The organism is Rathayibacter sp. VKM Ac-2801, from assembly GCF_009834245.1.
Classification (GTDB): Bacteria; Actinomycetota; Actinomycetes; order Actinomycetales; family Microbacteriaceae; genus Rathayibacter.
The window spans coordinates 2,284,061-2,307,993 of sequence record NZ_CP047183.1; the positions used below are offsets into that span (position 1 = coordinate 2,284,061).

Consider the following 23,933-nt stretch of genomic DNA (forward strand, 5'->3'; position numbering starts at 1 on the left):
GGTGTTCCTTACGAGGAGAGCCGGCGATCGGGAGTGATGCGCCAGCCTCGGGCGCGGTCGCGTTCCCGCCAGAACGCTGCATAGCGGGCGCCGTGGGCGAGGAGTTCGCGGTGGGTGCCTCGTTCGGCGATTCGGCCGTCGTCGAGAACGAGGATCTGGTCGGCGGATGCGATGGTCTGCAGCCGGTGGGCGACGACGATCAGGGTGCGGTCAGCCGTCAATGCGGTCAGGGCCTCTTGGATGAGGGCTTCGTTCTCCGGATCGAGGGCTGCGGTGGCTTCGTCGAGCAGCACTATCGGTGCGTCCTTGAGAAGAGCGCGGGCGATGGAGACGCGTTGACGTTCACCGCCGGAGAGGGCGAATCCGCCTTCTCCGACCTGCGTGTAGAGACCTCCCGGAAGACGCCCGGTCATCTCGTCGACGCGCGCGAGCCGCACGACCCGCTCGAGCTCCTCCTCGCTTGCCGACGGCTTGGCCAGGAGGATGTTGTCTCGGATCGTGCCCGAGAACAGGTACACGTCTTGGAAGACGAACGACAGCTGCCCCATCAGATCGTCGGGCGCGAGCGCGGAGGTGTCTGCGCCGCCGATCCGGATCGTTCCCCGATCGACGTCCCAGAATCGGGCGATCAGGCGGGTGATGGTGGTCTTTCCTGCCCCCGATGACCCGACCAGGGCGGTCATGGATCGGGCGGGGACGGTGAAGCTCACGCCCTTCAGGACTGGGCGCGCTCGGTCGTACCCGAAGGTGACCCCAGCGAACTCGACGGAGGGTTCTGTCGGGGCTGCGGCGCTCCCGTGGACGGGAAGCGTCCGGGTGCTCAGGATGGCTTCCATGCGATCGAGGGTGTTGCGCACAGAGCGCAGGCCGGCGGAGATGTCACCGCCGTCCAGGAGCGGTTGGACATAGCGGGTCGTGAGGATCAGCAGGGTGATGAGCTCGGTCGGGCCGAGGGCGACCCCGAGGGCGAGTGCGACGCCGGCGAGTACCACGATCGTGAACGCGGCCTGCACGACGAGACCGAATCCGAACTGAGCGACCGTGACGCGAGTGAGCATCCTCCGGTCGGCAGCGCGCTGGGCGACGAGCGCATCGTCGAGGAGGCGCCCGCTCTCGGCTCGGCGGCCGAATGCCCGCAGCACCGGCTGGGCCTGCGCGAACTCCACGAGACGGTTGGCGGTGTCGACCGCGGCGTCGTGGGTGTGCTGGTCGGTCGACATCATCAGCCGTCCCGCATATCGATAGGCGAGCGCGAGGAAGGGCGCTGTCGCCGCCGTGATGAGTGCGAGCTGCCAGTTGAAGAAGAACATCGACACCACCACGACCGCGGGCGTGACGAAGGTGTCGATGAACGGACGTAGAAGGTTCGTGGGCAGACCCATCACGTCCAGAACCCCGGCGGAAACCGTCTTGGACGCCTGGCCGGTCCGGGCGGGCACGAACCACCCCAGCGGCAATCGCGCGATGTGGTCTCCCAAGCGCTGCCACAGATTGGTCGCCACAGCCCTCGAGGTGTCGGCGGAGGCGAGCTTGGACCGGTACACCACGACCGCGTACACGGCCAGCAGCACCACCTCGATTCCGACCCACGTCCACGCGGCGGTCCAGTCCGCCGCGAGGATCGCCGTGATCAGCGGGACCATGAGCGCGAACGCGACGCCCTGGAGGACTGCGCTTGCCAGCAGCGCGCCGAGGAGACGCCGGAACGTGCCGGCGTCAGGTCCGAGGATGCGCATCATCTGACGGATCACCCGTCTGCCTCTTTCGTCGAAGAACTGATGCCGGTCGCCGCGGCGCGTCGTGGGGCCCAGGAGGCGGATCGCTCGTGGTCGGCCCAGAGCTGTGCGTAGATGCCGCCCGCGGCCAGGAGGTCAGGATGCGTGCCTCGTTCGGCGATACGGCCGGAGTCGAGGACGACTATCTGGTCGGCGTGCTCGATCGTGGAGAGCCGATGCGCGATGACCAGCAGCGTTCTGCCCGCTGTCAGCTCGGAAAGGGCGTCCTGGATGAGCGCTTCGGACTCTGGGTCGGCGAACGCGGTAGCCTCATCCAGCACCAGGACCGGGGTGTCGGCGAGGATCGCCCTCGCGATCGATACCCGCTGCGCTTCGCCGCCCGACAGCAGGGCGTCTTCCCCGATGACGGAGTCGTAGCCGCGAGGCAATTCCAGGATCCGGGCGTGGATCTGCGCCGATCGTGCCGCGGCGTGCACCTGCTCCAGGGTGGCGTCGGCCCGCGCCATGCGGATGTTGTCGAGCACGCTGGTGCGCAGCAACTGCACGTCCTGGAACACGAAGCTGACGTGCCGGAACAGCTCCTCGGTGCTGAGCATCCGCAGGTCCTTGCCGCCGAGGAGGATCTGTCCGGAAGACAGGTCCCAGAAGCGGGGGATCAGACGGGAGATGGTCGTCTTGCCCGACCCGGAGCGGCCCACCAGCGCTGTCGTGGTGCCGGGAGTCAGGGTGAGATCGATACCGCGCAGCGCGTCATGCTCGCCGTCATAGCTGAACGTCACCCCGCGCAGCTCTACTCTCTCTCCGTCCGGGATCGCGCTCACGTCGGGTTCGTCGAGTACGGGCGTGTCCAGCAGTTCCTGCACCCGCACCGCTGCGGACTGAGCCTGCTGCATCGATGTCAGCGCGTACCACATCGCGAACAGGGGGCCCGTGAGCCCGAGACCGAGGAGCGCGAAGGGGATGATGTCGACCGGATCGATCCAGCCCACCTGTGCAGACATCGCGCCACCTGCGATGACGACCACGAGCGAGGCGAGCGGGGCCAGGACGACATCGGCGGCAGCGGTGGTCTTCCGAGTGCCCATGACCATCCCCCAGAAGAAGTCGATGAACGCGGTCGTGGCATCCAGGAACCGCCGATGGGCGCGGCCGGTCTGTCCGAAGGTCTTCACCACTGAGATGCCCTGCATGAACTCGATGCCCGCAGAGGTCACCCGCTCCATCGATACCGAGTACTCCTCCATCTTCCCGGCACCGGCTTTCAGCTGCCGCCCGTAGAGCCAGAACCCGACGACCATCGGAACCAGCACCAGCAGTGCGAGACCCCAGCTCACACTGAACAGATAGATCAAGGTGACGACCGGCACCACGATCGCGTTCGTCAGCTCCAGTTCGGCGTGCGAGACCAGGTGGTGCATCGCCGCGACGTCATCAGCGACGCCCTTCTTCACCGCGCCAGCGCTGCGCTGCGTGAACCAGCCCAGCGGCGCCCGTTCCAGTCGCGCCGCGATCCGTCGACGAAGGATCAACTGCAGATCGTTGTCTGCGTAGTGCGTGATCGCCCCGGCCACCAGGGTCGCCAGAGCACGGACCACGAGCGCGCCGGCCGCGGCCCACCCCCATCGCCACAACTCACCGGGGCGGGAGATGCCGTTCTCGAGCACCTCGATCGCGAGCGAGGCCACTGCGATGAAGGGGACCACCGACGCCACCGCAGCGACCACCTGAACGAGCACGGCGATCAGCAACTGCCCATGCACGGGAGTGAGCAGCCGCCACAGCGCCGCTCCCTGCTCTCGCATCGACGGGCCCGACGCGGAACCGACGGCCGCACCACTCATAGAACAACCTCACCTCTTCGACGCCACGAACATCCTGAACGACCAGGATGTTTCTGGTCGAAACTATACTGAGCAGACGGCAGGTGAACAAGCAAAAAGTTAGGGTTGGCTCACCTAAATACCATGGAGCGGGGCGGTGCGGGACAGGAGCGGGGCGATGGCGACGAAGCGTGAACAGGCCGAGCGCACGAAACAAGCGGTGCTGGAGGCTGCCGCGGAAGAGTTCGACGTCAACGGATACATCGGCGGGAGTATCGGCAGCATCGCTGCTCGCCTCGGTCTGACCAAGGGCTCCGTGGCGTACCACTTCACATCCAAAGCGAATCTCGCCGCCGCGATCGTGGAGGAGGAGATCGCGCAGATCGATCAGATCGTCGAATCGATACGCGCGCGTGGTCTCGCCGGGATCGACGCGCTCGTGGTCGCGCTCCACGACATCATCCTTCGCGCCGATACCAACACGACCTTCCGCGCCGCGTTCCGCCTCAACCGAGAACACTCGGTCATCGACATCGAGCTCCCGCGCCCACACCTGCTGTGGATGGCCCACACTGAGCGGTTCCTGCACGAGGCACAGCAGCGCGGTGAGGTTTCCGCCACCCTCGACACCACCACCGCGAACAGGGCAGTCGCCGCGATGTTCCTCGGCGAGTACCAGCTCACCCATGAACTCGACACCGAAGGCGACCGAAACGCCGGCTTCATCGCGATGTGGGAATACCTCTTGTCCAGCTTCGGCGCTGATCCCCGCGAAGTCCTTTCACGGAACTTCGACGTCTGAGCCCGGATCACCAGCCCACCCATCGCCTCCGTCGCGCCTCTCCGCCGATACAGGTGGCCCGCTGGACCGATGTCGATCCGCGAGGGAGTCAGCACGATCGCCGGAGTCCCGCGGACACCGGGTGGGCGCCCAGACCGGTCGCCTCATCGTGACATCTTCGGGCTTGCCGACGGGCCAGGCTGCTCGGAGGTACGCGTCTCCTGACTGCGGCGAGTCGAGTGAGCCGCTGCGCCATCGGCTTCACCGCTGCGTCTGCGGGTCTTCAGTTCCGCTGCGACGACGGGGTCAGACATGGTCGTCGGCACGCGAGACGCCCCACACGGCTGCGGGCTCGATGCGCAGTCTGCGAGGTGGGGCCGCCGGACATGCCGAAGGCCGGCCGGAGCGTGCTCCGACCGGCCTTCGGCATGGATCAGCCCTGCTTCTTGAGGCGGCTCGTCATGCGCGCGCGGGCGTTCGCGTCGAGCTCCACCTTGCGGATGCGGACGACCTCGGGGGTGACCTCGACGCACTCGTCCTCGCGGGCGAACTCGAGGCACTCCTCGAGCGTCAGCTGACGCGACGGCGTCATCGACTCGAAGGTGTCGGAGGTGGACTGACGCATGTTGGTCAGCTTCTTCTCCTTGGTGATGTTGACGTCCATGTCGTCGTTGCGCGAGTTCTCGCCGATCACCATGCCCTCGTAGACCTCCTCGGTGGGGTTCACGAAGAAGGTCATCCGCTCCTGGAGCGCGATGATGGCGAACGGGGTCACGACGCCGTTGCGGTCCGCGACGATCGACCCGTTGTTGCGGGTGACGATCGCGCCGGCCCACGGCTCGTAGCCGTGCAGGATCGCGTTCGCGATGCCGGTGCCGCGCGTGGTGGTGAGGAACTCGGTGCGGAAGCCGATCAGGCCGCGCGACGGGACGATGAACTCCATGCGGACCCAGCCGGTGCCGTGGTTCGACATGCCGTCCATGCGGCCCTTGCGGGCGGCGAGGAGCTGCGTGATCGCGCCGAGGTACTCCTCCGGAGCGTCGATCGTGAGGTGCTCGAAGGGCTCGTGCGTCTTGCCGTCGACCTGGCGGGTGACCACCTGGGGCTTGCCGACGGTGAGCTCGTAGCCCTCGCGGCGCATCTGCTCGACGAGGATGGCCAGCGCGAGCTCGCCGCGGCCCTGGACCTCCCACGAGTCGGGGCGTCCGATGTCGACGATCTTGAGCGACACGTTTCCGATGAGCTCGCGGTCGAGGCGGTCCTTGACCATGCGCGCCGTGAGCTTGTGGCCCTTGACCTTGCCGACGAGCGGCGAGGTGTTGGTGCCGATGGTCATCGAGATCGCCGGGTCGTCGACCGTGATGGCCGGCAGCGGGCGGATGTCCTCGGGGTCGGCGATGGTCTCGCCGATGGTGATCTCGGGGAAGCCCGCGATCGCGACGATGTCGCCGGGGCCCGCGGACTCGGCCGGGTAGCGGTCGAGCGCCTTGGTGATCAGCAGCTCGGTGATGCGCGCGTTGGTGTGGGTGCCGTCGTGGTGGACCCAGGCGACCGTCTGCCCCTTCTTGATCGTGCCGTTGAAGACGCGGAGGAGGGCGAGGCGGCCGAGGAACGGCGACGCGTCGAGGTTGGTGACGTGGGCCTGGAGGGGCGCGTCGTCGTCGTAGGTCGGCGCCGGGATGTGCTTGAGGATCGCCTCGAACAGCGGCTCCAGGTCCTCGGCGTCGGGCAGAGTGCCGTCCTCGGGCTTGTTCGCCGAGGCGCGGCCGGCCTTGCCGGAGGCGTAGACCACGGGGACGTCGAGGATCGCGTCGAGGTCGAGGTCCGGCACGTCGTCGGCCATGTCGGAGGCGAGGCCGAGGAGCAGGTCCTGGCTCTCGGCGACGACCTCGTCGATGCGCGCGTCGGGGCGGTCGGTCTTGTTGACCAGGAGGATGACGGGGAGCTTCGCCTCGAGCGCCTTGCGCAGCACGAAGCGGGTCTGGGGCAGCGGGCCCTCGGACGCGTCGACGAGGAGGCAGACGCCGTCGACCATCGACAGGCCGCGCTCGACCTCGCCGCCGAAGTCGGCGTGGCCCGGGGTGTCGATGACGTTGATGGTGATGGGACCGTCGCTCGCGTGCTTGCCGCTGTACGAGACGGCGGTGTTCTTCGCGAGGATCGTGATGCCCTTCTCGCGCTCGAGCTCATTGGAGTCCATCGCGCGCTCGTCCACGTGGGCGTGCGCGTCGAAGGAGTTCGTCTGCTTGAGCATGGCGTCGACCAGCGTGGTCTTGCCATGGTCGACGTGGGCGACGATCGCGACGTTGCGCAGGTCGGAGCGGGTGGCACTTGCCATGGATACGGACTCGTCTCGTGTTCTCGTGCAAAAGGGGGACCATCCATCGTACCGCAGCGAGGCGTCCGCACGGCGAAGGGCCCCGGATCCCCGCTGCGGACCGCTCCGAGGAGCGCTCCAGGCGGGGCCGGGGCCCGGGGATCCGTCGGTCAGACCGCGAACTCGATGCCGGCGCCGGGGATGGCGTCGAGCAGCTCGCGGGTGTACTCCTGCTGCGGCGAGTCGAACACGGTGTCCGTCGGGGCGTGCTCGACGATCCGGCCCTTCTGCATCACGCAGACGTCGTCGGCGATCACGCGGACCACCGCCAGGTCGTGCGTGATGAACAGGTAGGTCAGCCCGAGCTCCGCCTGCAGGTCGGCGAGGAGGCGGAGGATCTGCGCCTGGACGAGGACGTCCAGGGCCGACACGGCCTCGTCGAGCACGACGATCTCGGGCTTGAGCGCGAGCGCGCGGGCGATCGCCACGCGCTGGCGCTGGCCGCCGGAGAGCTCGTTCGGGTACCGGCTCGCGATCACGCGCGGGAGGGACACCTGGTCGAGCAGCTCGAGGACGCGCTCGCGCTGCGACGTCCGGTCGCCGACCTTGTGCACCCGCAGCGGCTCCGAGATGGTGTTGCCGATGTTGTGGAGCGGGTCGAGCGAGCCGTACGGGTCCTGGAACACCGGCTGCATGGAGCGCCGGAGCGCCAGCATGTCGCGGCCCTTGAGCTTCTCGGTCCGGCGGCCGGCGATCGAGATCGCTCCGGAGGTCGCCGTCTCGAGGCCCAGCACCAGGCGGGCGATCGTCGACTTGCCCGAGCCGGACTCGCCCACGAGCGCCGTGGTGGTGCCCTTCGGGATCGAGAACGAAACGTTGTCGACGGCCGTGAAGTCCTCGGCCTTCAGGCCGCCGCGGCGGATCTTGAAGACCTTGGTGAGGCCGTCGACCTCGATCATCGGGGCGCCCGAGGCGACCGCGCCGGCGTGGTGCGCGGCACCCGCGCCGACCAGGTCGACCTCGCGGACGGCCTCCGACTCGCCGGGGACCGACTCCACGGCCCGGCCGGCCGTCGACTGGATGCGGCGCGACGCGAGGCTCGGCGCCGCCGCGATCAGGCGCTGCGTGTAGGGGTGCTGCGGGTTCTGCAGCACCTCCACCGAGGCGCCGGACTCGACGATGCGGCCCTTGTACATGACGATGAGCTTCTCGGCGCGCTCGGCGGCGAGGCCCAGGTCGTGCGTGATGAAGAGCAGCGCGGTGCCGTCGGTCTTCGTCAGCGTCTCGAGGTGGTCGAGGATCCGGCGCTGGACCGTGACGTCGAGCGCCGAGGTGGGCTCGTCGGCGATCAGCAGCTGGGGTGCCGCGGCCAGGCCGATACCGATCAGCACGCGCTGGCGCATGCCGCCCGAGAACTGGTGCGGGAACTGCTTGAGGCGCTTCTCCGCGTCGGCGAGGCCCGCGTTCTGCAGGACCTCGATCGCCTTGGCGCGCACCTCCTTGCGACCGGTCGCGAGGCCGTTGGCCTTGATGGTCTCCTCGACCTGGAAGCCGACCGACCACACGGGGTTCAGGTTCGACATCGGGTCCTGCGGGACGTAGCCGATGCGGCGGCCGCGGATGTCCTCGAGCTCGGTCCTCGTCGCCTTCGCGAGGTCCTTGCCGTCGAACAGCACGGAGCCGGCGGTGACCTGTCCGGTGCCGGGGAGCAGGCCGATGATCGCGGCGGCGGTCGTCGACTTGCCGGAGCCCGACTCCCCCACGATCGCGACGGTCTGGCCGTGCTCGATCGTGAGACTCACGCCGCGGAGGGCGGGGACCAGTCCGCTGCCGGTCTGGAAGCCGACCTCGAGGTCGGTGACCTCGAGCAGCGGCCCCTGCGGTGCGTTCGGTGTCGTGGCGGTCATCGGAGGGCCCTCGCCTTCGGGTCGAGCGCGTCGCGGAGCGACTCGCCGAGGAGGATGAAGCTCAGCACCGTGACCGTCAGGGCGATCGACGGGTAGATCAGCGTCTGCGGGTTGGTGCGCAGGTCGCGCTGGGCCTGGCTGATGTCGTTGCCCCACGACATGACCGAGCCGGGCAGGCCGACGCCGAGGAACGACAGCGTCGCCTCCGCCGTGATGGCCGCGCCGAGCGAGATCGTCGTGACGACGATGACGGGCGCGATCGAGTTCGGCAGCACGTGCCGGAACAGGATCGCCATGCGCGAGAGGCCGGTCGCGGTGGCGGCGCCGACGAAGTCGGCCTGCTTCACGCGGAGGACCTCGGAGCGCAGGACGCGCGCCGTCGTGGGCCACGCGAACGCGCCGATCGCCAGGGCGATGACGAACACGTTCCGGTAGGCGGAGAAGACGGACATGATGACGACCGCGGCGAGGATGTAGGGGATCGAGAAGAAGATGTCGCCGAGGCGCATGATCACGGTGTCGACCCAGCCGCCGAAGAAGCCGGCCAGCGCGCCGCCGATGACGCCGGAGACCGTCGTGATCACGATCACGATGAGGCCGACGGTCAGCGACGTGGACGTGCCGTGGATGATGCGCGAGAAGACGTCGCAGCCCTGCTTGGTGTAGCCGAGCAGGCTGCCGTCGCCGGGGCCCTGGTTGCTGAACGAGAGCGCGCACTGGCGGGGGTCCACCGAGGTGAACAGGCCCGGGAACAGCGCGACGGCGATGATGACGAGGATCAGGACGCCCGAGATCCAGAACATGGGCCGCTTGCGCAGGTCGCGCCACGCGTCGGTCCAGAGGTTGCTGGGCTTCTCGTCGAGGCTGACGGCGTCGACCGACGCGATCGGCGTCTCCTCGAGCGGGGCCACGAAGTGGTCGATGCGGCGGGCCTTCTGCGCGCCGCCGGTGGACTCATTTGGCATAGCGGATCCTCGGGTCGAGTACGGCGTAGAGCAGGTCGACGAGGATGTTCACCACGAGGTAGAACAGCACCATGACCGTGACGAAGGAGACGACGGTCGGCCGCTCACCTCGGATGATCGCCTGATAGAGCGTGTTCCCGACTCCGGGAACGTTGAAGATGCCCTCGGTCACGGTCGCGCCGACGATCAGGAGGCCGAAGTCGGCTCCGAACTGCGTCGTGACAGGAATGAGCGAGTTGCGCAGGACGTGCACGGGGATGACGCGGCGTCGCGAGAGTCCCTTGCTGTACGCGGTGCGCACGAAGTCCGAGCCGGCCGTCTCGATGACCGAGCCGCGCGTGAGCCGGATGGCCGAGGCGACCACGAACAGGGCGAGCACGATCGCGGGCAGGAGCAGCCTCTGGAACGACGCGTCGGCTCCGACGGTCGGAGGGAACCATCCCAGCTGGATCGCGAAGAAGGACTGCGCGATGAAGCAGAGCACGAAGATCGGCACCGACACGAGCAGGAGGCTGACGACCAGCGCGCTCGCGTCGAAGAAGCTGCCCTTGCGCAGACCGCTGATGAGGCCGATGGTCAGCGCGACGACGATCTCGATGACGATCGCCATCATGGCCAGCGTCAGGGTGACCGGGAAGGTGCGGGCGAGGATCTCGTTGACGGACTGGCCGGAGAACGAGATGCCGAAGTCGCCGCGGACGACGCCTCCCAGGTAGTACAGGTACTGGACGAAGAACGGCTCGTTCAGGTGGTACTGCTCCTCGAGGCGGGCGAGGAGCGCGGGACTCGGCGTCTTGTCGCCGAAGAGCGACAGGAGCGGGTTCCCCGGCATGGAGAAGACCATGAAGTAGATGAGGAACGTGGTGCCGATGAGCACGGGGACGGCTTGCAGGATGCGTCGGACGATGTAGGCGAGCATGTCAGCCCAGCCGGTTCCGGAGTCGCATGGATGGGGACCTCATTCGATTGTGACCGAAACAGGGCGCTCCGCCCGTGCCGTGACCTGGCGGCCGACGGCACGGGCGAAGCGCCCCAGTGGTTCGAGCTTAGTTCTTGGTGATCTCGTAGTAGAGCGGCACCGAGTTCCAGCCGAACTCGACGTTCGACACGCCCTCGCCGTAGCCGCCGGTCACGTTCGCGTACCACAGGGGCAGCGACGGGAGGTCCTGCAGGAGGATCTCCTGGGCCTGCTGGAACGTCTTGTTCGCAGCGTCGGCGTCGGCGTCCGACAGGCCCTGCTGGAGCAGGGAGTCGAACTCGGGGTTCGAGTAGTCGCCGTCGTTGGACGAGGCGCCGGTCACGTAGAGCGGTCCGAGGAAGTTGTAGAGGCTCGGGTAGTCGGCCTGCCATCCGGTGCGGAACGCGGTCTCGATCGAGCGGTCGACGATCTTGGTGCGCGCCTCGGCGAAGGTCGGGTACGCGTCGCCCTCGGCGTCGATGCCCAGCGTGTTCTTGATCGAGTTGGTCACCGCGTCGACCCAGCCCTGGTGGCCGCCGTCGGCGTTGTAGGCGATCTTGAAGGTGCCGTCCCAGGGGCTGATCGCGTCGGCCTGAGCCCACAGCGCCTTGGCCTCGTCGGGCTTGTACTCGAGCACGTCGGCGCCGGTGAGGGCGTCGCTGTAGCCGTCGATCACCGGGGAGGTGAAGTCGGAGGCCGGGGTGCGGGTGCCCTCGAAGATCACGTCGGTGATCTCCTTGCGGTCGAAGGACATCGAGATCGCCTGGCGGCGGAGCTTGCCCTCCTCGCCGTCGAAGTGCGGGAGACGGCCCGGGATGGTGAAGGACTGGAACACGGCCGAGGGCTGGTTCACGGCGCGGTCGCCGAGGTCGCTCTCGAAGGTGCCGAACGCGGAGTCCGGGATCTGGTCGATCACGTCGACGTTGCCGCCGAGGAGGTCGGCGTAGGAGGCGTCCTGCGTGGCGTAGAAGACGATCTTCAGGCCGCCGTTCTGGGCCTCGCGGGGGCCGGTGTACTCGTCGTTCTTGACGAGCTCGATCTGGACGTCGTGCTGCCACGCGTCGTCGCCGTCGAGCTTGTACGGGCCGTTGCCGATCGGGTTCTCACCGAAGGCGGCCATGTCGTCGAACGCGGCGGCGGGCAGCGGGTAGTACGCCGAGTAGCCGAGGCTGATCGGGAAGTCCGACTGCGGGGACTTGAGCGCGACGGTGAAGGTCGTGTCGTCCACGGCCTTGAGGCCGGTCAGCTCGCTGTCCTCGGTGTCGCTGAAGCCCTCGAAGTTCGAGAAGAACGACGCGCTGAGCTGGTTGTTCGACAGCTTGGCGCCGTAGTTCCAGGCGTCGATGAACGAGCTGGAGGTGACCGGATCGCCGTTCGTGAAGGTCAGGCCCGACTTGATCTTGATGGTGTAGTTCTGCGCGTCGTCCGACTCGATGGACTCGGCGACGTCGTTCTCGGGGGCGCCCTTGGCGTCGTAGTAGACCAGGCCCGCGAAGATCTCGTCGAGGATCTTGCCGCCGCCCACCTCGTTGGTGTTCGTCGGGATCAGCGGGTTCTGCGGCTCGGACCCGTTCGTGGAGATGATCGCGGCGGCGTCGCCTCCCGATGCACCTCCACCCGAGTCGTTCGAGCTGCTGCAGCCGGCCAGGACCAGCGTGCTCGCGGCGACGAGCGCCAGAGCCCCGAATCCGTAACGTCTGATGTTCACTATTCCTCCAGTGATGTGGGGGCGCGCGAGAAGTGGTTTCCCTGACGCGTGGAGTGCCGTGCGCGTGGCGACGGCGGCGGCGCACGAGACTGGTGGCCGTCGCGCGGATGCCTTCAACGAGACTATGTATTGGCCCGCTATCTGCACAAAAGCATGTGGCAACCGTTACACAGCGGTAACCGAGAGGTGGAATCCTTGCGCTGTTCTGCACGAAACGTGCGTGCCGGGCGGCCGTCGCGCAACACATCGACTTCAGAGGAGACGCACGGAGTGTCCACCGACCTGTCAGGATCCGTCCCCGGGCGGCGCCGGATCCGCGTCGAGATCCTGCTGGTCCTCGGGCTCTCGCTGGGCGCCTCCGCGGTCTACTCGGTGGTCTCCATCGCCAACCGGCTCACCCGCTCGACCGCCCTGGCCGACCAGACGGCGACGATCAACGGAGCTCTCAGCGACCGTCCGGGCTTCGACCTCGTCTACCAGCTGCTGGCGCTCTTCTTCGATCTGGTTCCGGTCGCCCTCTGCGCGTTCCTGCTCTGGCAGAGCTCGGGCCGTCCGCTCGGGCGCCTGGGGCTCGATCTTCGCCGACCGTTCGCAGACCTGGGGACCGGGACGGTCCTCGCGGTGGCGATCGGGGCGCCGGGCATCGCGCTGTACGCCGTCGGACGTGCGCTGGGGATCACCGTGGCGGTGGTGGCCTCGCCGCTGGACGCGTACTGGTGGACGGTGCCGGTGCTCGTGCTCTCCGCGATCCGGGCGGGAGTGCAGGAGGAGGTCGTCGTGATCGGCTACCTCTACGCCCGCCTCGGCGATCTGGGCTGGGGGCGGTGGCGGATCCTGGTGACCAGCGCGCTGCTGCGGGGCAGCTACCACTTGTACCAGGGCATCGGGCCCTTCATCGGGAACGTGGTCATGGGCCTGGTGTTCGGTCTGTTCTACCAGCGCTTCGGCCGCACGCTGCCGCTGGTGATCGCCCACTCGATCATCGACATCGTCTCGTTCGTCGGCTACCCGCTGGCCGTCGCCCTCTGGCCCGACCTGTTCGCCCCGCCGGCCCCGCAGAACAACGGCTGAGAACGAGGAGCAGGTCGCTCCCGGGCTCATCCGCGCTCCTGGCCTTCGCTGCGCAGGAGTGGGCGAGTCCTCGTGCCCCAGCGGTGCACTCCCTGCCGGACCATCGAAGCGAGGACCGCCTCCGCGGTCTGTGGACAGCGGACCTCCTCGGCCGACTGCGGAGGGATTCTCGGCGCCCGCTCCTCGACGGAGGCCTCGACGCAGCCCCTTCACGACGAAGGCTGAGACCTCGTGAGCCGCCTGCGGACGGCGGATCGGAGCTCTCAGCCTTCGTCGTGCAGGCGGATCAGGCGAAGGCCTCGATGGGCGGGCAGGCGCAGACGAGGTTGCGGTCGCCGTAGGCCTGGTCGATCCGGCGGACCGGCGGCCAGTACTTGCCGCGCACCAGCGAGCGGACCGGGTAGACGGCCTCCTCGCGGCTGTACGGGTGCGTCCACTCCTCGGCCGTCAGGCACTCGGCGGTGTGGGGGGCGCCGCGCAGCGGATTGTCGTCCACCGGCCACTCCCCCGCGCCGACGCGGTCGGCCTCGGCCCTGATCCCGATCATCGCGTCGATGAAGCGGTCGATCTCGGCGAGGTCCTCGCTCTCCGTCGGCTCGACCATCAGGGTCCCGGCGACGGGGAAGCTCATGGTCGGCGCGTGGAAGCCGTAGTCGACGAGGCGCTTGGCGACGTCGTCCACGGTCACTCCGGTCGCCGCGGTCAGCGGGCGGATGTCGAGGATGCACTCGTGGGCGACGAGACCGTTGTCGCCCGTGTACAGCACCGGGTAGTGCTCGCGGAGGCGCGCGGCGACGTAGTTGGCCGAGAGGACGGCCGCCCCGGTCGCGGCCCGCAGGCCCTCCTCGCCCATCATCCGGGCGTACGCCCACGAGATCGGCAGGATGCCGGGGCTGCCGTACGGCGCGGCCGACACCGGTGCGCCGCCGTGGACGATCCGCTCGCCCTGCGTGCCCACGCCGTGCTCGAGCCGCTGCGCGAGCGGGTGGCCGGGCAGGAACGGCGCGAGGTGCGCCTTCGCGGCAACGGGCCCGACGCCGGGTCCGCCTCCGCCGTGCGGGATGCAGAACGTCTTGTGCAAGTTGAGGTGCGAGACGTCGCCGCCGAAGTCGCCGAAGCGGGCGAAGCCGAGGAGAGCGTTGAGGTTCGCGCCGTCCACGTACACCTGGCCGCCGGCCTCGTGCACGAGACGGCAGATCTCGGCGACCTCGTGCTCGTAGACGCCGTGGGTCGACGGGTAGGTGATCATCAGCGCGGCGAGGGAGCCCGCGTGCTCGGCGATCTTCGCCCGGAGGTCGTCCAGGTCGACGTTCCCGAGCTCGTCGCAGGCCACGACGACGACGCGCATGCCGGCGAGGACCGCGCTCGCGGCGTTGGTGCCGTGGGCGCTCGAGGGGATCAGGCAGACCGTGCGGTCCTCGTCGCCGTTCGAGCGGTGCCAGCCGCGGATCGCCAGCAGGCCCGCGAGCTCGCCCTGCGAGCCGGCGTTGGGCTGGAGCGACACGGAGTCGTAGCCGGTGAGGTGGGCGAGCCACCCCTCCAGCTGGTCGATCAGCGCCAGCGAGCCCTGCACGTCCGCCTCGGGGGCGAACGGGTGGAGGTCCGCGAACTCGGGCCAGCTGACCGCCTCCATCTCGGTGGCGGCGTTGAGCTTCATGGTGCAGGAGCCGAGCGGGATCATGCCGCGGTCGAGCGCGTAGTCCGAGTCGGCGAGGCGCTTGAGGTAGCGCATCATCGAGGTCTCGCTGTGGTGGCTGCTGAAGACCGGGTGCACGAGGAAGGGCGTGCGGCGGTCGAGCTCGGCGGGGATGCTCCGCGCGGAGCCGCCGAGGAAGCCGAACGACGAGTCCAGCTGCCCGACGGCGGTCGCGACGGCGATCACCTCGAGGTCGGTGACCGTCTCGTCGATCGACACCGAGACCGTGTCGGCGTCGACCAGGCGCACGTCGAAGCCGGCGTCGCGGGCGCGGGCGACCGCCGCCTCCGCACCGCCGGGCACGACGACCGAGACGGTGTCGAAGAAGTCGGCGTGCCGGAGGGAATGGCCCCGGTCGAGGAGGAGGCGTGCGAGCAGCGCGGCCCGGCCGTGCACGCGCTCGGCGATCGCGGCGAGCCCGTCCGGCCCGTGGTAGACCGCGTACATCGCGGCCATGACGGCCAGCAGGACCTGCGCGGTGCAGATGTTCGAGGTCGCCTTCTCGCGGCGGATGTGCTGCTCGCGGGCCTGGAGGGACAGGCGGTAGGCGGGGTGGCCGTCCGCGTCCTGGCTCACGCCGACGAGGCGGCCGGGCAGCTGTCGCTCGAGTCCCTTGCGGACGGCGAGGTAGCCGGCGTGCGGTCCTCCGAAGCCCAGCGGGACGCCGAAGCGCTGCGTGGTGCCGACCGCGACGTCCGCGCCGAGCTCGCCCGGCGAGCGCACGAGGGTCAGCGCGAGCAGGTCGGCGGCGACGACCGCCAGGCCGCCGTGCGCCTTCGCCGCGGCGAGCACGGCCGACGGGTCCCAGAGGTGCCCGGACGCGCCGGGGTACTGCACGAGGGCGCCGAAGCACTCCGGCACCTCCTCCGCGGCGGTGCGCGAGAGCGGGAGCTCGACGATGCGGATGCCGACGGCCTCCGCGCGGCCGCGCAGCAGCGCGAGGGTCTGCGGGAGAGCGTCGGAGTCGACGACGAAGACATCGGTGCGCGCCTTCGAGGCGCGGCGCGCGAGCAGCATCGCCTCGACGACGGCGGTGCCCTCGTCGAGCATCGACGCGCCGGCCGTGTCGAGGCCGGTGAGGTCGGAGACCATCGTCTGGAAGTTGATCAGCGCCTCCAGGCGCCCCTGCGAGATCTCGGGCTGGTACGGCGTGTAGGCCGTGTACCAGCTGGGGTTCTCGAGCACGTTGCGCTTGATCACGGCGGGGGTGCGGGTGCCGTAGTAGCCGAGGCCGATCATCGGCCGTCGCACCGTGTTCCGCGCGGCGAGGGCGCGCAGCTCGGCGAGCGCCTCGGTCTCGGTAGCCGGAGCGGGCAGCACCCGCGGAAGATCGCGGACCTGGATCGACTCGGGGACGGCGGCGGTGACGAGGTCCTCGACGGAGTCGTAGCCGAGAGCCGCGAGCATGGTGCGCTGCGCGTCGGCGTCGGTCCCGATGTGGCGGGACTCGAAGGCGCCGGGGGTCCTGATGGCCGCCATCTACTCGCCGACCAGCTCGGTGTAGGCGGCGGCGTCGAGGAGACCGTCGGGCAGGGCGTCGAAGCGGACCCGGATCAGCCACCCCTCGCCGAACGGGTCGGAGTTGACGAGCTCGGGGCTGTCGACGACGGCGGTGTTGGCCTCGAGGACCTCGCCGTCGACGGGGGCGAACAGCTCGCCCACCGACTTGGTCGACTCGATCTCGCCGACGACGCTGCCGCCCTCGACGCGGGATCCCGCCTCGGGGAGCTCGACGAAGACGACGTCGCCCAGCTTGTCGGCGGCGTAGGCGGTGATGCCGACGGTCGCGACCTCTCCGTCGACCCGGATCCACTCGTGGTCGGAGGTGTACTGCAGCTCGGTGGGCACGGCCATGTCAGTTCTTCTTTCTCGAGTAGAAGGGGAGCTCGGTGACGGTCATCGGAAGTCGCGTGCCGCGGATGTCGACGGCGAGCGCCGTCCCGGGCTGCGCGGAGGCGGGGGCGACGTACGCCATCGCGATCGGGACGCCCAGGGTCGGCGAGAGGACGCCGCTGGTGACCACTCCGACCTCGTCGTCGCCGGAGAGGACGGTGTAGTCGGCGCGGGCGGCGCGGCGGCCCTCGCCGACGAGCCCGACGAGCACGGGGGCGTCGCCGGAGGGGCCCTCCTCGCTCGCGGCGCGGCCGACGAAGTCGATCGGCTTCCCGAAGCCGACGACGCGGCCGAGGCCGGCCTGCGCGGGGAAGACGTCGCGGGAGAGCTCGTGGCCGTAGAGCGGCATGCCCGCCTCGAGGCGGAGGGTGTCGCGGGCGGCGAGGCCGGCGGGGACGAGGCCCGCTCCGGCGCCGGTCTCGGCCAGCGCCTGCCAGAGCGCGGGAGCGGAGTCGGGCGAGACGTAGATCTCGAAGCCGTCCTCGCCGGTGTACCCGGTGCGCGCGATCAGGATCGGGTGCGCCTCGAAGGTCGCGGGCACGGCGCGGTAGTAGCGCAGCTCCGCGAGCAGCCGCGCGGCGTCGTCCGTGTCGAGAACGGACTCCGCTCCCCGCTCGGTCTCGACGGCGAGACCCTGGACGTTCTGCAGGATCTCGAGCGAGCGCGGACCCTGGAGCGCGATCAGTGCGACGTCGTCGCTCTCGTCGAACAGCTCGCACTCGAACATCGCGGTGCGGTCGCGGAGCGTCTCGACGACGATGTGCCGGTTGGCCGCGTTCGCGACGACCATGAAGCGGTCCTCGCCCGTGCGGTAGACGACGAGGTCGTCGATCACCCCACCCGTGCGCTCCAGGAGGAGGGTGTACTTCGCGCGCCCGGCGGCGACGGCCGAGATGTCGCTCGCCAGGGCGTAGTCGAGGGCGTCGACCGCCTCGGGGCCGACGACCAGGATCTCGGCCATGTGCGAGAGGTCGAACAGGCCGGCGGCGGTGCGCACGGCGTGGTGCTCGGCGAGATCGCCGGAGTAGCGGACCGGCATCTGCCACCCCGCGAAGTCGGTGAAGGACGCGCCGGCGGCGACGTGCACCTCGTGCAGGGGCGAGTAGCGGGCTTCGGGGCTGGTCGTCGGGGTCTCGGACATGAGTTCTCCATTTCATCGCAGTGCTGGACTCGCGCCGCGTTCGCGGCAGAGCACAGCAGTGCCGTGGGAACTCCCCCTCTGTCGTGGAGCCTGAGAGATTCGCGCCGCCCCGAGGGGTCGTGCGCTTTCACCATGGGCGGATCCGAGCGGATCGCTTTCCAGAGTGGCCAGTTCGACGCGGTACAAGACCTGAGAGATTGGCGGGGAGGCTTGCTCCTTCGGTGCCGACCGAAGTCGGCTCTCCCGCGTCGCGTATTGCGGCCCGGTATTCGGTTGTGCGGTCAGCCTAGCGGGCGGGGCGGATCGCGCGCGGCGTGTCGCCCCTCCCGCTAGGTGTTCGGGTGGCGATGACACTAAGGTAGTCGCAGCACTTACAGTCAGTGCGACTCTTAGTAGGGGGCATCGGATGCCGGACGTGCAGCTCGCCGTGTCGACGGTGATCTTCGCCCTGCGGCCGCACCCGGAGACCGGCGCGAGCACCGTGTGGATCCCCGTCGTCCGCCGCATCCGCGAGCCGTTCGAGGGGCTCTGGGCCCTGCCCGGCGGGCCGCTGCATCCGGACGAGGACCTCGCCGAGTCGGCCCGCCGCACCCTCCGCGAGACCACCGGCCTGGCTCCGCGCTACCTCGAGCAGCTCTACGCCGTCGGCGGCACCGACCGCTCCCCCGGCGAGGACCGCGTCGTGTCGATCGTCTACTGGGCGCTCGTGCGCTCCGCCGAGGCCGACGAGGCCATCGTGGGAGATAACGTCGCCTGGCTCTGCACCGATCTGCCGCTCGAGCTCGCCTTCGACCACGGCCTGATCGTCGACTACGCCCTCTGGCGCCTGCGCAACAAGATGGAGTACTCCCGCATCGCGCAGGCCTTCCTCGGCGGCGCCTTCACCCTCTCCCAGTTGCGCGAGGTCCACGAGGCCGTCCTGCAGAAGCCCCTCGACCCGGCCAACTTCCGCCGGACCATCGAGAGCTCCGGCACCGTGGTGCCCACCGGGGAGCGTCTGACGGGCACCCGCCACCGTCCCCCGCGCCTCTACCGCTACGACGAGTCGGCGGCGCTCGTCGACAACGGCCCGCTGCCCGTCTGAGCGCGCCGCCCGCCTCCCCCACCCGCCTCACGAGGAGAACACCGTGACATCCGTCGACAGCACCATCCGGCTCATCGAGGGCGGCTCCGCGCCCGGCGCCACCTGCGCGCCCGAGCTCGCGGAGGCCCCCTGGTCGTTCGACCTCGGCCTGCCCGCGTACGGGCCCGGCGCCTCCCAGGCCGACCCGATCCCGGCCGACGCCCCGGTCCAGGGCCGCTTGCCGGAGGAGTACACCACGGCGAGCGCCGACGAGCTGCATCACCGCATCCTGGCGGCGAAGGAGACCCTCGGCGAGCGGGTCGTCGTGCTCGGCCACTTCTACCAGCGGGACGAGGTGGTGCAGTACGCCGACTACGTGGGCGACTCGTTCCAGCTGGCGAAGGCGGCGACGAGCCGGCCCGACGCCGAGGCCATCGTCTTCTGCGGCGTGCACTTCATGGCGGAGACGGCCGACGTCCTCTCCGGACCGGACCAGGCCGTGATCCTGCCGAACCTGGCGGCCGGCTGCTCGATGGCGGACATGGCCGACATCGACTCCGTCGAGGACGCCTGGGCCGAGCTCACCGAGCTCTACGGCACCGAGCCGGACGCCGACGGCCGCGTGCCGCTCGTCCCGGTGACCTACATGAACTCCTCCGCCGCGCTGAAGGCGTTCTGCGGGCGCAACGGCGGCGTGGTCTGCACCTCCTCGAACGCGGCGACCGTGCTCGAGGACGCGTTCGCCCGCGGGCAGCGGGTGCTGTTCTTCCCCGACCAGCACCTCGGCCGCAACACCGCGAAGGCGATGGGCGTGCCGCTGGAGCGCATGCCGATGTGGAACCCGCGGAAGCCGCAGGGCGGCTCGGACACCGCGACGCTCCTGGACGCGCAGGTGATCCTCTGGCACGGCTTCTGCTCGGTGCACAAGCGCTTCACGACGGCCCAGATCGCGAAGGCGCGCGCCGAGCACCCGGGAGTGCGCGTGATCGTGCACCCGGAGTGCCCGATGGCGGTCGTCGACGCGGCCGACGAGTACGGCTCGACCGACTACATCGTGAAGGCGATCCAGGCGGCGCCCGCGGGATCGACCTTCGCGATCGGCACCGAGATCAATCTGGTGCAGCGCCTCGCCGTCCAGTACCCGCAGCACACGATCTTCTGCCTCGACGACGTCGTCTGCCCGTGCTCGACCATGTACCGCATCCACCCCGGCTACCTCGCCTGGGTGCTCGAGGGCCTGGTCGCCGGGACGGTGCTCAACCGCATCGAGGTCGCCGAGTCGGTGCAGGCCGAGGCGCGCATCGCTCTCGAGCGGATGCTCGCGGCCGTTCCGCCCGCCGGGCCGGCGGCGGTCTGACATGGCGCGGGTCGTCGTCGTCGGCAGCGGCATCGCCGGGCTGGTCGCCGCGCTGACAGCACAGCGCCGCCACGACGTGCTGCTCGTCACCAAGGGCGCGCTGGCGGAGTCGTCGACGCGCGCCGCGCAGGGCGGGATCGCCGCGGTCACGGCGCCGGGGGACTCCGTGGCGCTGCACGTGGAGGACACGCTGTCCGCCGGCGCGGGCCTCGCCCTGCGCTCGGCGGTCGAGGTGCTCTGCGCCGAGGGGCCGGAGGCGGTCGCGGCGCTGCAGGAGTGGGGCGTCGGCTTCGACCGCGAGGGCGGCGAACTGGCGCGGGGACTCGAGGGCGCTCACTCGCGTCCGCGGATCCTCCACTCCGGCGGCGACGCGACGGGCGCCGCGATCGAGGCCGCGCTCGTGGCGGCGGTGCGGGCCTCGTCGGTCGAGGTGCGCGAGCACACCGCCCTGGTCGACCTGGTGCGGGAGGGCGGCTCGGTCACGGGCGCCGACGTCCTGCACGACGGCGTGCTCGAGCGCCTGGCGGCCGACGCGGTCGTGCTGGCCACGGGAGGCGCCGGGCAGCTGTACCGGCACACCACCAACCCGTCCGTCGCGACCGGGGACGGCCTCGCCGCGGCCCTGCGGGCGGGAGCGGAGACGGCGGACCTGGAGTTCTACCAGTTCCACCCGACCACGCTCGCGCTGACGGGCGGCTTCCTCGTCTCGGAGGCGGTGCGCGGCGAGGGCGCGGTGCTGCGCGACGCCGCGGGCGAGCGGTTCCTGGCCGGAGTGCATCCCGAGGCCGAGCTGGCGCCGCGCGACGTCGTGGCGCGCGCGATCGCGGAGCGGATGCGGCTGCAGGGCGGGCTGCCCGTGCACCTGGACGCCCGGGCGATCGACTCCGACGTGCTGGCGCGGAGGTTCCCGACGATCTCGGCGGCCTGCCGCGAGAACGGGCTCTCCCTCGCCGACGACCTGCTGCCCGTCACTCCGGCCGCGCACTACTGGATGGGGGGGATCGCGACCGATCTGGACGGGCGCACGAGCCTGCCCGGGCTGCTCGCGGTCGGCGAGGTCGCCCGCACAGGCGTCCACGGCGCGAACCGCCTGGCCTCGAACAGCCTGCTCGAGGGCGTCGTGTTCGCACGCCGTGCTGCGCTCGCCCTCGATTCCCTCCTGTGGAGCGGCGGCCCCGTCGCCCCTCCCCGCGCCGTCGTGCCGATGACGCTCGACCGCACCGCTCTCCAGGACGCGATGTGGGAGGGAGCCGGCCTCTCCCGGGACGCGGCGGGGCTGACGGCGGCGCGCGACGCGCTCGTCGCCTCAGCCTCTCCCGCCCCGCTCGGACTGCGGACGCTCGAGGACGCGAACCTGCTGACCTGCGCCCTCGCTCTGATCGACGCCGCACTCGCGCGCACGCACTCCGTCGGCGCCCACCACCGCACCGACTCCCCCGACCCCGCGACGGCGAGCGCCGCCGCCCCCACCAGAGAGGCGGCCCTTCCGTGCTGACCCGCCAGAGCATCGACCGCGTCGTCACCCTCGCCCTCGAGGAGGACGCGCCCTGGGGGGATCTGACCTCCGACACCCTCCTCCCCGCGGACGCCACTGCGAGCGCCGCCCTCGTGGCGCGCGAACCGGGCGTCTTCAGCGGCGGCGCCGTCCTCGTCGGAACGATGCGGCAGGTCGACTCCCGGATCCGCTGCTCGGTGCTCGTGGAGGACGGCGCGGTGTTCGAGGCCGGGCAGACCCTCGCCCGCATCGAGGGCCCCGCGGGCGGCGTGCTCCGCGGCGAGCGGGTCGCGCTCAACCTGGTGCAGCGGATGAGCGGCATCGCCACCCTGACGGCGCAGTACGTCGCCGCCGTGGAGGGGACGCGCGCCCGCATCGCCGACACCCGCAAGACCACGCCGGGCCTGCGCGCGCTCGAGAGGCACGCCGTGCGCAGCGGCGGCGGCCGCAACCACCGCTTCTCGCTCTCGGACGCGGTGCTGGCGAAGGACAACCACCTCGCGGTGCTCGCCGCGCGCGGGATCGATCTGACGGCGGCGCTGCGGGCGGCGCGCGCCTCGATCCCGCACACGGCGCACCTCGAGGTCGAGGTCGACCGGCTCGACCAGATCGAGCCCGCGCTGGCGGGAGGCGCGGACACGATCATGCTCGACAACTTCAGCCCCGACCTGCTCCGCCAGGGCGTCGCTCTCATCGGCGGGCGGGCCGTGGTCGAGGCGAGCGGCGGCGTCCACCTCTCGACCGTGCGCGCGATCGCGGAGGCGGGGGTCGACGTGATCTCCGTCGGCGCACTGACCCACAGCGTCCGCTCGCTCGACCTCGGCCTGGACATCGCGGTCGAGTGATCTACCTCGACCACGCCGCGACCTCGCCCGTGCGGCGCGAGGTGCTGGAGGCGATGTGGCCCTTCCTCACCGCGGAGTACGGCAACCCGTCGAGCAGCCACGCCCTCGGCGACGCCGCGGCGCGCGCGCTGGAGGCGGCGCGCGGGCACGTGGCCCGCTTCCTCGGGGGCCGCGCCTCCGAGACGCTCTTCACCTCCGGCGGCACGGAGTCGATCAACACGGCGGTCAAGGGCCTCGCGCTGGGGGCACCGCGCGGACGGCACCTGGTGATCTCGGCGCTCGAGCACGAGGCGACGGTCGAGTCGGCCGACCACCTCCGGCGCCTGCACGGCTTCGAGGTGTCGACGGCCCCCGTCGACGGGACCGGCCTGCTCGATCTCGACGCGCTCGCCGCGCTGGTCCGGCCGGACACGGCGCTGGTCTCGGTGCTCGCAGCGAGCAACGAGATCGGGACGGTCCAGGACGTGCCGGCGATCGCGGCGCTCTGCCGGTCGCGTGGCGTGCCGCTGCACGTCGACGCCGTCCAGGCGGCCGGCTGGCTGGACGTCGCGGGCTGGGGCGCCGACGCCGTCTCGGTCTCGGGGCACAAGCTCGGGGCGCCGAAGGGCGTGGGGGCGCTGCTGCTGCGCAGCCGGCTCCCGTTCGAGCCGCTGCTGCACGGCGGCGGCCAGGAGCGGGAGCGGCGCTCGGGCACCGAGAACGTGGCCTTCGCGGTCGCGCTCGGCACCGCGGTGCGCCTGCTCGATCCGGAGCGCGCGGTGCGGGTCGGAGCAGTCCGGACCGCGTTCGCCGAGCGGGTCGCCGCGCTCGCGCCCCGAGCCGTGCCGCTGGGCTCCGCGGCGCACCGGCTCCCCTCGATCGCCGCGTACGCCGTCCCCGGGCGCAGCGGCGAGTCGACGCTCCTCGAGCTGGAGGAACGCGGCGTCGTCGTCTCGAGCGGCTCGGCCTGCGCAGCCGGGCGCGACGAGCCCTCGCCCGCGCTGCTGGCCCTCGGCCTCGCCCCCGAGGTCGCTCAGACCGCCGTGCGCTTCAGCTTCGGCGACGGCGCGACGCTCGAGGAGGCCGAGGCCGCGTCCTCCGCCTTCGCCGCGGTCCTCGCCTGAGACCTCTCGCAGCGGATCCCCGTCGATCGGGAATGTCCGGGGCGCCCGCCGCTGTTCTCCCCCTCCGTACCCCGCAT

At 70.5% G+C, this 23,933-nt stretch carries 17 protein-coding genes and 1 riboswitch; of the genes, 7 read left to right on the forward strand and 10 right to left on the reverse strand.

Annotated features, from left to right (window positions below; all coding sequences use genetic code 11):
• Window positions 1-8 precede the first annotated feature (8 nt).
• Complete coding sequence (locus GSU45_RS10540) at window positions 9-1,751, reverse strand: ABC transporter ATP-binding protein (protein ID WP_159914811.1); 1,743 nt, start codon at window positions 1,749-1,751, stop codon at window positions 9-11.
• Window positions 1,748-3,577, reverse strand: coding sequence for an ABC transporter ATP-binding protein (locus tag GSU45_RS10545; protein WP_159914813.1), 1,830 nt, complete (start codon window positions 3,575-3,577; stop codon window positions 1,748-1,750). The genes GSU45_RS10540 and GSU45_RS10545 overlap by 4 nt, the downstream gene beginning before the upstream one ends.
• A 157-nt stretch (window positions 3,578-3,734) precedes the next feature.
• Here GSU45_RS10545 and GSU45_RS10550 point away from each other — a divergent pair, with 157 nt between their 5' ends.
• The gene (locus tag GSU45_RS10550) at window positions 3,735-4,358 is read left to right on the forward strand and encodes a TetR/AcrR family transcriptional regulator (RefSeq protein WP_159914815.1); all 624 of its coding nucleotides are present in this window, start codon (window positions 3,735-3,737) and stop codon (window positions 4,356-4,358) included.
• A gap of 412 nt (window positions 4,359-4,770) precedes the next feature.
• On the opposite strand, the gene typA is transcribed toward GSU45_RS10550, so the two are convergent.
• The 5 genes from typA to GSU45_RS10575 all read right to left on the reverse strand — a co-directional run bounded on the left by typA (window position 4,771) and on the right by GSU45_RS10575 (window position 12,192).
• Window positions 4,771-6,675, reverse strand: coding sequence for a translational GTPase TypA (typA, locus tag GSU45_RS10555; RefSeq protein WP_104222978.1), 1,905 nt, complete (start codon window positions 6,673-6,675; stop codon window positions 4,771-4,773).
• A 149-nt stretch (window positions 6,676-6,824) separates the two neighbouring features.
• Window positions 6,825-8,561, reverse strand: coding sequence for an ABC transporter ATP-binding protein (locus GSU45_RS10560; RefSeq protein ID WP_104283409.1), 1,737 nt, complete (start codon window positions 8,559-8,561; stop codon window positions 6,825-6,827).
• Complete coding sequence (locus GSU45_RS10565) at window positions 8,558-9,526, reverse strand: ABC transporter permease (RefSeq protein WP_104222976.1); 969 nt, start codon at window positions 9,524-9,526, stop codon at window positions 8,558-8,560. The genes GSU45_RS10560 and GSU45_RS10565 overlap by 4 nt, the downstream gene beginning before the upstream one ends.
• Window positions 9,516-10,445 (reverse strand): ABC transporter permease, encoded by a 930-nt coding sequence (locus tag GSU45_RS10570; RefSeq protein ID WP_104222975.1) that lies wholly within the window; start codon window positions 10,443-10,445, stop codon window positions 9,516-9,518. The genes GSU45_RS10565 and GSU45_RS10570 overlap by 11 nt, the downstream gene beginning before the upstream one ends.
• A 127-nt stretch (window positions 10,446-10,572) precedes the next feature.
• Window positions 10,573-12,192: an ABC transporter substrate-binding protein gene (locus GSU45_RS10575; protein WP_159914817.1), complete on the reverse strand. Its 1,620-nt coding sequence runs from the start codon at window positions 12,190-12,192 to the stop codon at window positions 10,573-10,575.
• A 270-nt stretch (window positions 12,193-12,462) separates the two neighbouring features.
• Between GSU45_RS10575 and GSU45_RS10580 the strand changes: the two genes are divergently transcribed.
• Window positions 12,463-13,263 (forward strand): CPBP family intramembrane glutamic endopeptidase, encoded by an 801-nt coding sequence (locus tag GSU45_RS10580; RefSeq protein WP_244248092.1) that lies wholly within the window; start codon window positions 12,463-12,465, stop codon window positions 13,261-13,263.
• A gap of 286 nt (window positions 13,264-13,549) precedes the next feature.
• On the opposite strand, the gene gcvP is transcribed toward GSU45_RS10580, so the two are convergent.
• From gcvP to gcvT, 3 genes are read right to left on the reverse strand one after another with little or no spacing between them, the layout of a single operon-like run.
• A complete protein-coding gene (gene gcvP / locus GSU45_RS10585) occupies window positions 13,550-16,438 on the reverse strand; it encodes an aminomethyl-transferring glycine dehydrogenase (protein ID WP_159914819.1) in 2,889 nt (962 codons plus the stop codon).
• A complete protein-coding gene (gene gcvH, locus GSU45_RS10590) occupies window positions 16,439-16,813 on the reverse strand; it encodes a glycine cleavage system protein GcvH (RefSeq protein ID WP_159914821.1) in 375 nt (124 codons plus the stop codon).
• Window position 16,814: 1 nt separating this feature from the next.
• A complete protein-coding gene (gcvT, locus tag GSU45_RS10595) occupies window positions 16,815-17,993 on the reverse strand; it encodes a glycine cleavage system aminomethyltransferase GcvT (RefSeq protein WP_159914823.1) in 1,179 nt (392 codons plus the stop codon).
• Window positions 17,994-18,161: 168 nt separating this feature from the next.
• Window positions 18,162-18,249: riboswitch (glycine riboswitch) on the reverse strand.
• Window positions 18,250-18,399: 150 nt separating this feature from the next.
• Here gcvT and GSU45_RS10600 point away from each other — a divergent pair.
• From GSU45_RS10600 to GSU45_RS10620, 5 genes are read left to right on the forward strand one after another with little or no spacing between them, the layout of a single operon-like run.
• Window positions 18,400-19,077 carry an NUDIX domain-containing protein gene (locus GSU45_RS10600; protein WP_159914825.1) on the forward strand — a complete coding sequence of 226 codons (678 nt, stop codon included), beginning with the start codon at window positions 18,400-18,402 and terminating at the stop codon, window positions 19,075-19,077.
• A 43-nt stretch (window positions 19,078-19,120) separates the two neighbouring features.
• A complete protein-coding gene (gene nadA / locus GSU45_RS10605; RefSeq protein ID WP_159914827.1) occupies window positions 19,121-20,413 on the forward strand; it encodes a quinolinate synthase NadA in 1,293 nt (430 codons plus the stop codon).
• Window position 20,414: 1 nt separating this feature from the next.
• Entirely contained in the window at window positions 20,415-21,908 is a 1,494-nt protein-coding gene (nadB, locus tag GSU45_RS10610) for an L-aspartate oxidase (protein WP_159914829.1), read from the forward strand.
• Window positions 21,902-22,753 (forward strand): carboxylating nicotinate-nucleotide diphosphorylase, encoded by an 852-nt coding sequence (nadC, locus tag GSU45_RS10615; RefSeq protein ID WP_159914831.1) that lies wholly within the window; start codon window positions 21,902-21,904, stop codon window positions 22,751-22,753. The genes nadB and nadC overlap by 7 nt, the downstream gene beginning before the upstream one ends.
• Complete coding sequence (locus GSU45_RS10620; protein WP_159914833.1) at window positions 22,750-23,856, forward strand: cysteine desulfurase family protein; 1,107 nt, start codon at window positions 22,750-22,752, stop codon at window positions 23,854-23,856. The genes nadC and GSU45_RS10620 overlap by 4 nt, the downstream gene beginning before the upstream one ends.
• Window positions 23,857-23,933: the final 77 nt, after the last annotated feature.

What these genes read in the sequence shown, in the direction of transcription:
- GSU45_RS10545 (WP_159914813.1), bottom strand. Translation starts at nt 3,577, where the DNA reads ATGAGTGGTGCGGCCGTCGGTTCCGCGTCGGGCCCGTCGATGCGAGAG.
- GSU45_RS10550 (WP_159914815.1), top strand. Translation starts at nt 3,735, where the DNA reads ATGGCGACGAAGCGTGAACAGGCCGAGCGCACGAAACAAGCGGTGCTG.
- typA (WP_104222978.1), bottom strand. Translation starts at nt 6,675, where the DNA reads ATGGCAAGTGCCACCCGCTCCGACCTGCGCAACGTCGCGATCGTCGCC.
- GSU45_RS10560 (WP_104283409.1), bottom strand. Translation starts at nt 8,561, where the DNA reads ATGACCGCCACGACACCGAACGCACCGCAGGGGCCGCTGCTCGAGGTC.
- GSU45_RS10565 (WP_104222976.1), bottom strand. Translation starts at nt 9,526, where the DNA reads ATGCCAAATGAGTCCACCGGCGGCGCGCAGAAGGCCCGCCGCATCGAC.
- GSU45_RS10570 (WP_104222975.1), bottom strand. Translation starts at nt 10,445, where the DNA reads ATGCTCGCCTACATCGTCCGACGCATCCTGCAAGCCGTCCCCGTGCTC.
- gcvP (WP_159914819.1), bottom strand. Translation starts at nt 16,438, where the DNA reads ATGGCGGCCATCAGGACCCCCGGCGCCTTCGAGTCCCGCCACATCGGG.
- gcvH (WP_159914821.1), bottom strand. Translation starts at nt 16,813, where the DNA reads ATGGCCGTGCCCACCGAGCTGCAGTACACCTCCGACCACGAGTGGATC.
- gcvT (WP_159914823.1), bottom strand. Translation starts at nt 17,993, where the DNA reads ATGTCCGAGACCCCGACGACCAGCCCCGAAGCCCGCTACTCGCCCCTG.
- GSU45_RS10600 (WP_159914825.1), top strand. Translation starts at nt 18,400, where the DNA reads ATGCCGGACGTGCAGCTCGCCGTGTCGACGGTGATCTTCGCCCTGCGG.
- nadB (WP_159914829.1), top strand. Translation starts at nt 20,415, where the DNA reads ATGGCGCGGGTCGTCGTCGTCGGCAGCGGCATCGCCGGGCTGGTCGCC.